General features: G+C 65.5%; 8 protein-coding genes and 1 pseudogene. 5 read left to right on the top strand and 4 right to left on the bottom strand.

Translation table 11 applies throughout. The features are described 5' to 3' along the window. Nucleotides 1-210 (top strand): annotated as a pseudogene (locus tag NEZ08_RS07920) (MFS transporter); the annotation flags it as partial. A 5-nt stretch (nucleotides 211-215) separates the two neighbouring features. Here the strand turns inward: NEZ08_RS07920 and NEZ08_RS07915 are convergent. Continuing rightward, nucleotides 216-1,016 carry an SDR family NAD(P)-dependent oxidoreductase gene (locus tag NEZ08_RS07915; RefSeq protein ID WP_298106034.1) on the bottom strand — a complete coding sequence of 267 codons (801 nt, stop codon included), beginning with the start codon at nucleotides 1,014-1,016 and terminating at the stop codon, nucleotides 216-218. A 151-nt stretch (nucleotides 1,017-1,167) separates the two neighbouring features. Between NEZ08_RS07915 and NEZ08_RS07910 the strand changes: the two genes are divergently transcribed. Next, on the top strand, nucleotides 1,168-1,590 hold the full coding sequence (locus NEZ08_RS07910) for an MAPEG family protein (protein WP_298106032.1): 423 nt from the start codon (nucleotides 1,168-1,170) through the stop codon (nucleotides 1,588-1,590). Between the two features lie 31 nt (nucleotides 1,591-1,621). Continuing rightward, nucleotides 1,622-2,932, top strand: coding sequence for an RsmB/NOP family class I SAM-dependent RNA methyltransferase (locus NEZ08_RS07905; protein ID WP_298106030.1), 1,311 nt, complete (start codon nucleotides 1,622-1,624; stop codon nucleotides 2,930-2,932). A gap of 131 nt (nucleotides 2,933-3,063) precedes the next feature. Here NEZ08_RS07905 and NEZ08_RS07900 read toward each other — a convergent pair whose 3' ends face one another. Beyond that, nucleotides 3,064-3,435 (bottom strand): nuclear transport factor 2 family protein, encoded by a 372-nt coding sequence (locus tag NEZ08_RS07900; RefSeq protein ID WP_298106029.1) that lies wholly within the window; start codon nucleotides 3,433-3,435, stop codon nucleotides 3,064-3,066. Between the two features lie 193 nt (nucleotides 3,436-3,628). Here NEZ08_RS07900 and guaA point away from each other — a divergent pair, with 193 nt between their 5' ends. Further along, nucleotides 3,629-5,224 carry a glutamine-hydrolyzing GMP synthase gene (gene guaA / locus NEZ08_RS07895; protein WP_298106027.1) on the top strand — a complete coding sequence of 532 codons (1,596 nt, stop codon included), beginning with the start codon at nucleotides 3,629-3,631 and terminating at the stop codon, nucleotides 5,222-5,224. Between the two features lie 53 nt (nucleotides 5,225-5,277). Here the strand turns inward: guaA and NEZ08_RS07890 are convergent, their stop codons facing one another. Beyond that, nucleotides 5,278-7,926, bottom strand: a complete 2,649-nt coding sequence (locus NEZ08_RS07890; RefSeq protein WP_298106025.1) for a cation-transporting P-type ATPase — start codon at nucleotides 7,924-7,926, stop codon at nucleotides 5,278-5,280. A gap of 135 nt (nucleotides 7,927-8,061) precedes the next feature. On the opposite strand from NEZ08_RS07890, the gene NEZ08_RS07885 reads away from it, so the two are divergent. Beyond that, nucleotides 8,062-8,205 (top strand): hypothetical protein, encoded by a 144-nt coding sequence (locus tag NEZ08_RS07885; RefSeq protein WP_298106023.1) that lies wholly within the window; start codon nucleotides 8,062-8,064, stop codon nucleotides 8,203-8,205. 58 nt (nucleotides 8,206-8,263) lie between these two features. Here NEZ08_RS07885 and NEZ08_RS07880 read toward each other — a convergent pair. Continuing rightward, on the bottom strand, nucleotides 8,264-9,319 hold a 1,056-nt coding region (locus NEZ08_RS07880), incomplete at its 5' end, for an adenylate/guanylate cyclase domain-containing protein (protein ID WP_298106022.1).

Raw genomic sequence — 9,319 nt, 5'->3', positions numbered from 1 at the left:
GCGCCGTCCGGGCGCAGCGGCGGCGCGAGCGGCATCGTCGCAACCGCGCGCCTGACCGGACAGACTACGGGCGCAGCACTTGCCGCGCTGTGCTTTGCGCTGGCCGGCCACGACGGCGCGACGGTCGCGCTGGCGCTTGGTGCAGGATTTGCCGCGGTCGGCTGTGTGATGAGCTTTCTGCGGCTGACCGTTCAACCGACCAAGCCCTGACCAATTCAGCCGCGCCGCACGCTGGCGCCGCCATCAACCGGCAGCGTCACGCCGGTGATGAAGGACGCTTCGTCGGAGGCCAGAAACAGCGCCGCATTGGCGACATCCCAGGCAGTTCCCATCTTCCTGCGCAGCGGCACCTTGGCGTCGCGTTCGGCGGCAACTTCGGCACGGGTCTTCTTGAAGGCCTGCGCGCGGGTGTCGACCGCCATCGGCGTATCCATCAGTCCCGGCAGGATCACATTGGCGCGGATGCCATACTCTGCATTTTGATAGGCGAGCTGCTCGGTGAAGGCGATCATGGCGGCTTTGGTCGCCTTGTAGGCGACATAGGGATAGACGGTGATCGCGGCCATTGAAGAGATATTGACGATCGCGCCGCTTCTTTGCTGGCGCATGATCGGAATCGCGTGTTTCGCGGCGAGAATGCAGCTCTTGAGGTTGATCGCGACGCAGTTGTCGATCGCCTGCTCGGTGATGGCCAGCAACTCGGCATCGCCGCCGGCGAGACTCACTCCGACATTATTGTGGAGAATGTCGAGACGGCCCCAGCGCTTGGGCACTTCGTCCACCATGGCCTTGATGTCCCGCTCTTTGGTGACGTCGGCCTCGAACGCCACCGCCTTGCCGCCCTTCTCCGCGATCAGGCTGACCGTTTCCTGCGCCGAGGCAAGGTTGCGGTCCACGCACAACACAGACGCGCCTTCGCGCGCAAAGGTGATTGCAGTCGCCCGGCCATTGCCCATGCCTTCGCCGGGGCTCTGGCCGGCCCCGACCACGATTGCAGTCCGATCTTTCAGCCGCATGTCGTTCCACTCCCAAACCTTGATGGCTGGCGGGAGCTTAGCGGAAGCGCGTGGGCGAGGCCATTTCGGGCTGCCAATTCGTTGTCAGGGGCGCGCCGCGCCGTTATAGCGGGATAGGATTTGTAAACGGGAATTTGCCAGAGGGGCTGACATGTCGATCCCGAGCGTTCTGCTGCCGGTTTTCGTGCAGATTGGGCTTACTTTCGCGCTGCTGATCGGCATGGTCTCCGCGCGCCGCACCGCGCTGGTCAGCCGGGAGACGAAGATCAGGGATATCGCGCTCGGCCAGCCGAACTGGCCGGTGCGCACCACCCAGATCGGCAACTGCTACCGGAACCAGTTCGAGCTGCCCGTTCTGTTTTACGTTTTGATCGCGCTCGCGCTGCCGCTTCGCCACGCCGACCTCGTCATCGTGATGCTGTCCTGGGTGTTCGTGGTCACGCGTTTTGTGCACGCTGGCATCTTTGTCGGTTCCAACGATCTCGGCCGGCGTTCCTCCGCGTGGCTTGCCGGCGTGCTTGTTTTGCTTGTGATGTGGGTCTATTTCGCGTTGAAGATTTTGCTTCTCATTTGAAGCCCCTAATCACTCCAATTGAAAGATTTGTATGACACCCGCAGCGCGGCTTTCGGCCGCCATTGAGCTCCTGGAAACCATCGACGCCCACCGTGTTCCCGCAGCGGGCGCCCTGAAGGAGTGGGGTACCAGGCATCGCTTTGCCGGGTCGGGCGACCGCGCCGCGATTGCAGGGCTGGTCTGGGACGTGCTGCGGCGGCGCGCCTCCAGCGCCTGGATCATGGGCGAGGACACGGCGCGGGCGCGGCTGCTCGGCATGCTCCGGCTCGAGCGCGGCCTCTCGACCGATGCCATTGCCGCGCTCTGTGACGGCAGCCGCTTTGCGCCGTCACCGCTGACCGATGCCGAACGGTCGGCTCTAACATCGCATTCGCTTGCAGGCGCGCCCGCGCATGTGTCAGGCGATTATCCGGAATGGCTCGATCCGCATCTCGCTGAAGTGTTCGGCGCGGAGCGTGCGCTCGAGGCCGCCGCGATGGCAAGCCGCGCGCCGCTTGATCTGCGCGTCAACACGTTGAAAGCCGCGCGCGACAAGGTGCTTGCCGCGACCACGCATCTTGGCACCATGCCGACGAAATGGTCGCCGGTCGGGCTTCGCATTGCGATCTCGGCCGATGCGCGCAACGTAGGCATCCACGCGGAGGAAGCCTTTATCAAGGGGCTGATCGAGGTGCAGGACGAGGGCTCGCAGCTCGCGGCATGGCTCTCGGCGGCCAAGCCCGGCGAGCAGGTGATCGATCTCTGCGCCGGCGCCGGCGGCAAGACGCTCGCGCTTGCCGCGCAGATGCAGGGCAGGGGCCGCTTGATTGCGACCGACCAGGACAAGCGCCAGCTCGCGCCGATCCACGAGCGGCTGTCGCGCGCCGGCGTCCACAATTGCGAAGTGCGGACGCCGAAGGGCCAAGGAAAGGGCGACGGCGATGCGCTGTCCGATATCAGCGCCTCCGCCGACCTTGTCATGATCGATGCGCCCTGCACGGGAACCGGCACCTGGCGGCGCAACCCCGATGCCAAATGGCGGATGCGGCCCGGCGCGCTCGAGGTTCGTCTGAAGGCGCAAGCCGCCGTGCTTGATCGCGCCGTCCATCTGGTGAAACCCGGCGGCCGCATCGCCTACGTGACCTGTTCGGTGCTGCCGGTCGAAAACAACGGCCAGGTGCGCGCGTTTCTCGCGCGGCATCTGGAATTTTCGCTGGTGCCGCCGTCGGAGACCGCGGCCGCCTTGTGGGACAAGGCCGACGACTTTTCCGCCGCCACGCTGCAATCGGCCGAAGGGCTGTTGATGACCCCGCGCCGCACCGGCACGGATGGATTTTTCGTGGCGGTGTTGCGGAAGAAGTAATTTTCCGTCATTGCGGGGCGCATCGAAGGTGCGAGCCTTCCGCGCAGAATAGCATCGCCATTTTGTCGCGACGGCGCGTCCCGGAATGATGACGATAAGCTTAGGTTGGTCGCTTTCCCTGACAGCGAGTCCTACCCCACCGGATAATTGCCGGATGCCTGCCGGATCTTCCCCGCATCGTCGAGGCGAAGATATTCGCAGACCTGTTTTCCCGCCTCGTCATGGTAATGTACGATGACGCTGTCGGGGCTCGCGAACGCATCGACCAGCGTGAAATGCAGCTGCGGGCGGAACGTCAGCGCCTTGGTCCAATAGGCGCGCAACTGGTCCTTGCCGCTCAACCTTCCGCTGGCATCAAATCCGAGCGCAATGATCTTCTCCGAGCTCATTGCGGCATCGTCGGTGTAGAGGTCGAGAACCTGGTCGAGATCGCGGCTATTCCAGGCGGCGATCCAGTCCGCCGCGAGCCCGGCAAGATCGGCCGGGGCATGAGGGTTGGCCATGGTTTCCTCCATCTCTCATTTAGGTCAGTATTGCTGACCTAAATGAATTTGTCTATGGGGTTACCTTGTCATTCCGGTTGCACGCATGCCCCGGAATGACCGCCGAGACAAAGGCGTGGATGGCCAGGACAAGCCCGGCCACGACGGCGCCGGGAGGGTTGTCTGACCGTCCCCCCTGGCGTAATTGCTTCCGATGACCTCCGCATCCAAAAGCCGCGAGTCGTTGCCTGATGTGGCAGCGGCGCATGAAAAGATTCTGATTGTCGACTTCGGCAGTCAGGTGACGCAACTGATCGCCCGCCGCGTCCGCGAGGAGGGCGTCTATTCCGAAATCGTCCCGTTCCAGAAGGCCGAGGCCGCCTTCCGAGAGATGAAGCCGAAAGCGGTGATCCTCTCCGGCGGCCCGGAATCGGTGCATGAGGAAGGCTCGCCGCGCGCGCCGCAGGCGATCTTCGATTCCGGCGTCCCGGTGCTCGGCATCTGCTATGGCCAGATGACCATGGCCGCCCAGCTCGGCGGCGAGGTCGAGGGCGGCCATCACCGCGAATTCGGCCGCGCCGATGTCGAGGTGAAGGCGCCGAGCCGGCTGTTCGACGCCACCTGGGCCACCGGCGAGAAGCATCCGGTGTGGATGAGCCATGGGGACCGCATCACCAAGATGCCGCCGGGTTTCGTCGTCGCCGGCGTGTCGCCGAACGCGCCTTTCGCGGTGATCCAGGACGAGAAGCGGAAATATTACGGGCTGATGTTCCACCCGGAGGTGGTGCACACGCCGGACGGCGCCAAACTGCTGCGCAACTTCGTCCGCAACGTCGCAGGGCTGACCGGCGACTGGACCATGCGCGCCTTCCGCGAGGAAGCGATCGAGAAGATCCGCAGGCAGGTCGGCAGAGCCAGGGTGATCTGCGGCCTGTCCGGCGGCGTCGATTCAGCCGTGGCGGCGGTGCTGATCCATGAGGCGATCGGCGACCAGCTCACCTGCGTATTCGTCGATCACGGACTCCTGCGCCTCAACGAAGCCGAGACCGTCGTCGACCTGTTCCGCCATCACTACAACATCCCGCTGGTTCACGTGGACGCCTCGAAGCAGTTCCTGGGCGAGCTTGCCGGCGTCACCGACCCGGAAGTGAAGCGCAAGACCATCGGCAAGCTCTTCATCGACGTGTTCGATGCGGAAGCGAAGAAGATCGGCGGCGCGGAGTATCTCGCGCAGGGCACGCTTTATCCCGACGTGATTGAGAGCGTCTCGTTCACCGGCGGTCCGTCGGTGACGATCAAGAGCCACCACAATGTCGGCGGCCTGCCCGAGCGCATGCACATGAAGCTCGTCGAGCCGTTGCGCGAACTGTTCAAGGACGAGGTGCGCGAGCTCGGCCGTGAGCTCGGCCTGCCGGAGATCTTCGTCGGGCGGCATCCGTTCCCCGGACCGGGGCTCGCCATCCGCTGCCCCGGCGACATCACGAAGGAAAAGCTCGACATCCTGCGCAACGCCGACGCCGTCTATATCGATCAGATTCGCAAAGCCGGGCTCTACGACCAGATCTGGCAGGCCTTTGCCGTGCTGCTGCCGGTGAAGACCGTCGGCGTGATGGGCGACGGCCGCACCTATGATTATGTCGTCGGCCTGCGCGCGGTGACGTCGACCGACGGCATGACCGCCGACTTCTATCCCTTCGACATGAAATTCCTGGGCGAGACCGCGACCCGCATCATCAACGAGGTCAAGGGCGTCAACCGCGTTGTCTACGACGTGACGTCAAAGCCGCCCGGCACGATCGAGTGGGAGTGAGGGAGCCGGCCGTCAAGAGGCCTGTCTCTCGGCACGCATCAGGGTTTCACGATCTAACGCCGCAAGGCGGCATGCCGCAGGCCGAGGCCTGCCATAACCGCCTGTGTCGCGACGAGAGGGGCGAGGCTGCATGCCAGCACGACGGCCCACATCGCAGCATCGGGCGGCGCAAGCTGGAGAAGATGCGCGGCTGGCGGCAGGTAAGGCGGTGCGGCGAGCAGCGTGGCGCACAGAGCGAGAGCGCCCCATAGCCAGACGTTTCGCGTCACCTCATTGGCCAAGATATTGGCGCGAATGCCCCGCATGTTGAAGACGTGCCAGAGCTGCGCAAAGGCCAGCGTGAGGAAGGTAACGGTCACCGACTGGCTTGCGTCGAGATCGAGCCAGCGCGCGGCCAGGAGGGCCGCGAACGTGGCAGCCGTCAGCAAGGCGCCTTGCAGCACGATGACGAGCCATTGCGCGCGGCCGAGGATCGGTTCCTTCGGATCGCGCGGCGGCTGCTGGAGGATCGCCGCTTCGCCTTCGCCCATCGCCAATGCGAAGGCGGGGAAAACGTCCGTCACCAGGTTCAGATAGAGGATCTGCAACGGCAACAGTGGCAGGGGCAGGGCTGACAGCACCGCGATGCCGACCACCATGACCTCGCTCAGATTGCACGACAGGAGATAGGCCACGAAACGGCGGATGTTGCCGAAGATGACGCGGCCCTGGCGGATCGCCTTGACGATTGTGGGGAAGGCATCGTCCAGCAGGATCATGGCCGCCGCCTCGCGCGCCACGTCGGTGCCGCGCAGCCCCATGGCCACGCCGATATCGGCCTGCCGCAGCGCCGGCGCATCGTTGACGCCGTCTCCCGTCATGGCGACGATGTCACCCTGTGCCTGGTAGGCCTTCACCAGCGCGAGTTTCTCGGCCGGAATCACCCGCGCGAAGATACTGATCCGGCGCAGCACGCTCGGATCCGTCTCGATTGCCTTGGCGATCGCCGCGCCCTCGACGACTTCGGCCGGGTGATCGGCGAGTCCGACGGCACGGGCGATGCTGCGCGCGGTCACCGCGTGATCGCCGGTCACCATCACGACGCGAATGCCGGCGCGACGGCAGTCCTGAATGGCGCTCGGCACGTCGGCGCGGGCCGGGTCCTCCAGACCGATCAGCCCGACCAGGACGAGGCCCTGGTAAGGCGCGCCATCCGGCTGGGTTTCCATCTTCATCGCACACGCAAGCACGCGCAAGCCGCGATGGCCGAGCAGGGTGGCGCGCGCCAGCCATTCGGCGCGCGTTTCATCGTTCAACGCGGTCTCGCCGTGGTCGCCGATCGCGCGCGTTGCGGCGGCGATCACGGCCTCGGGCGCACCTTTGACCGCGAAGAGGAAGCCGTCGCCGCTTTCGTGCACCGTCGCCATCATTTTGGTGCCGGGGTCGAAGGCATGCTTGCGGGCGAGGCGATGTCCGTGCAGCAGCGTCGCCCGTCTGAGGCGAGCCTGCAGCCCGGCACGCAGGAGCGCGATTTCCATCGGGTCGCCGCTGCCCTCGTCCTCCGCGCTATAGAGATGGGCGTCATTGCAGAGAACCGCGATCCGCAGCAGTGTATTCACTTGCCCGTCCCCGGCGGCGCCGAGGGACCGGGGGCCTTTATGGGCGAGCGCTTCGACCTCGATGTCGCCCGACGCCACGTGGAGGCGCCGCACGGTCATCCGGTTCTCCGTCAGCGTGCCGGTCTTGTCGGTCAGGATGACGGTCGTGGCGCCCAGCGTCTCGACCGCCGACAGGCGCTCGATCAGGGCGTTCTGCCGCGCCATCCGCCACATGCCGCGCGCCAGCGCCAGCGTCGCCACGATCGGAAGGCCCTCGGGGATTGCCGCGACGGCCAGCGCGATCGCCGCTTCGACCATCAGGAACGCATCCTCGTGGACGGCCAGGCCGACAGCCGCGATCGCCGCCGCAACAATCAGGGTCGCCCAGACGAGCTGCGCCGACAGCCGGGCGAGCTTGCGCTCGAGTGGTGAGCTGCCGGCGTCGGCCTCGATGACGAGCTGGGTCACCCGGCCGAGTTCGGTGGCGAGTCCGGTCGCGACCACGACGCCGGCGCCGCTGCCGCGCGTCACGGCCGTGCCCTTGAACAGCATCGAGCTGCGGTCGCCGAGCCGGGCGGCGTGGGCGGCCGGTGCGACCTCCTTTTCCACGGGGACCGACTCGCCCGTCAGCGTCGACTCGTCTGCAGACAATCGCGACGCCTCGACCAGCCGCAGATCGGCCGACACCGCGTCGCCGGCTTCGAGCAGGACGATGTCGCCGGGCACCAGTTCCTCGGCAGGGATGAGCCGCACATGGCCGTCGCGGCGCACGCGCGCGGTGTGACCGCCCAGCGCACGCAGCGATTCGATCGATCGCGCCGCCTTCAATTCGGTCACGAAGCCGATCAGCGCGTTGATCGCGAGGACGACGACGATCGCGCCGCCTTCCTCCAGCTCGCCGAAATAGAACGCGAGCGCGGCAGCCGCGCCCAGCAGGTAGACGACGGGGCTCCTGAATTGATGCAGCAGCACGCGCAGGGCGCTGGCGGCGCGCCGGGCGGTGATCCTGTTCGGCCCGAACTGCTGGTGCCGCGCCTTCGCGCCGTCCGTGGACAGTCCGTCAGCTGTCACCTGCAACCGGTCCATCACCTGGGCGGCCGGCAGGGCATGCGGGGCCTCAGGCAATCGCAAAGGCGCCGAAATGTCGGGGGCTGACGGCTGATCGATGACTCATCTCCTTTGCGCGCGACAAGATTATCCCTCCATCCCTGCAACAAGCTTGATCGAAATCAAGCGGTTGTCGCCGAACGAGAGGCGCGAATGGCGTTCTGGCTCGGCGGCCTGTTGAGCGCGACCTTCGCCCTCAACTGGATGCGCGCCGTCGCCGTCTTCGCCGGCCTCGAAGACAGGTTTCTGCTGATGCCGATAAATTACGGGGCTCGCAGTTGTAGACCTTCTCTCTAAGCTCATAGCCCGTCGGGAGCGATACGCTTGGCACCCCGCACTGGATCCCAGATCAACCTCACCCCTGATACGCAAACAGCTCGACGGGATCGTTGAAGCCGCGCAACGGATATTTGCCGACGCGCTCGAGCTCGAAATCGTCTTTGACGAATTCGGCGAAGGCTTGCGACAGCAGCACGTTTTTTCCCAGTTGCTTGGTGAGCGCCTCCAGGCGCGAGGCCATGTTGACCGCAGGGCCGATGACGGTGAAGTCGAGGCGGGCGCTCGAGCCGATATTGCCGTACATCACGTCCCCGACATGGATGCCGATGCCGTAATTGAGCGGCGCACGGCCGGCCTCGCTGTTTGTCCGGTTGAGGGCGATCATGGCCTGGCGGCCCTCGCTCACGGCCCGCAGCAGGTTGGCGCAGGCATCCGGCTGGTCGAGCGGAAAGATGGCGAGCAGGCCGTCGCCGATGAATTTCAGGATTTCGCCGCCATGCCGCGCGATCGGCTCCGACATCGCGTCGAAATAGCCGTTGAGCAGGTCGATCACGTCGTCGCGCGGCCAGTTGTCCGAGATGTGCGTGAAATCCCTTAGGTCGCAGATCATGATCGCGGCGCGCACCGTGGTGCCCGTTCCGCGCCGTGTCGCGCCGGCCAGAATGAGCTCGCCGGCATGCGAGCCGACATAGGTCTCCAGCAGTGTCCGCGCCAGGCGGTTCTTGACGCGGATTTCGCTGACCAGCGCCAGGATCGGCAACAGTTTTGCCAGACTGGCGATATGCGCGTCGTCGAAACCGCCCGCGCGGTCGGTGGCAAAGGTCACCATGTGCCGCTTGCCGAGCGTGTGGTGCAGCGGCCACGCCACATATTCGGTCAGGCCCATCGCCCGCATCTCGTCATAGATGGCGTGCCTGCGGCCGAGCGTGGGATTGCTTGCGAGGTTCTCACGCACCTCAATGGCGCCGTCGAAGATTTCGGAGGCCGGGCTGCCGATATATTCGGGGCGTCCCCTGACATCGTGGTCCACCCGCGTTATCTCGGCCTCGCGCATGCCGTCGGCCCACATGATCTTGGCGCCCAGCCATTGCGGATGCTGGATCACCACATGGAGCGTCGCGCGCTTGAGGGG

This window comes from Bradyrhizobium sp. (assembly GCF_027451485.1).
GTDB lineage: Bacteria > Pseudomonadota > Alphaproteobacteria > Rhizobiales > Xanthobacteraceae > Bradyrhizobium.
The sequence above is the reverse complement of the archived record's forward strand: the minus strand, read 5'-3'. Positions and strand labels throughout refer to the sequence as shown.

Excerpts from the sequence above, each read along its gene's own strand:
- NEZ08_RS07915 (WP_298106034.1), bottom strand. The coding sequence starts at position 1,016 with ATGCGGCTGAAAGATCGGACTGCAATCGTGGTCGGGGCCGGCCAGAGC.
- NEZ08_RS07910 (WP_298106032.1), top strand. The coding sequence starts at position 1,168 with ATGTCGATCCCGAGCGTTCTGCTGCCGGTTTTCGTGCAGATTGGGCTT.
- NEZ08_RS07905 (WP_298106030.1), top strand. The coding sequence starts at position 1,622 with ATGACACCCGCAGCGCGGCTTTCGGCCGCCATTGAGCTCCTGGAAACC.
- NEZ08_RS07900 (WP_298106029.1), bottom strand. The coding sequence starts at position 3,435 with ATGGCCAACCCTCATGCCCCGGCCGATCTTGCCGGGCTCGCGGCGGAC.
- guaA (WP_298106027.1), top strand. The coding sequence starts at position 3,629 with ATGACCTCCGCATCCAAAAGCCGCGAGTCGTTGCCTGATGTGGCAGCG.
- NEZ08_RS07885 (WP_298106023.1), top strand. The coding sequence starts at position 8,062 with ATGGCGTTCTGGCTCGGCGGCCTGTTGAGCGCGACCTTCGCCCTCAAC.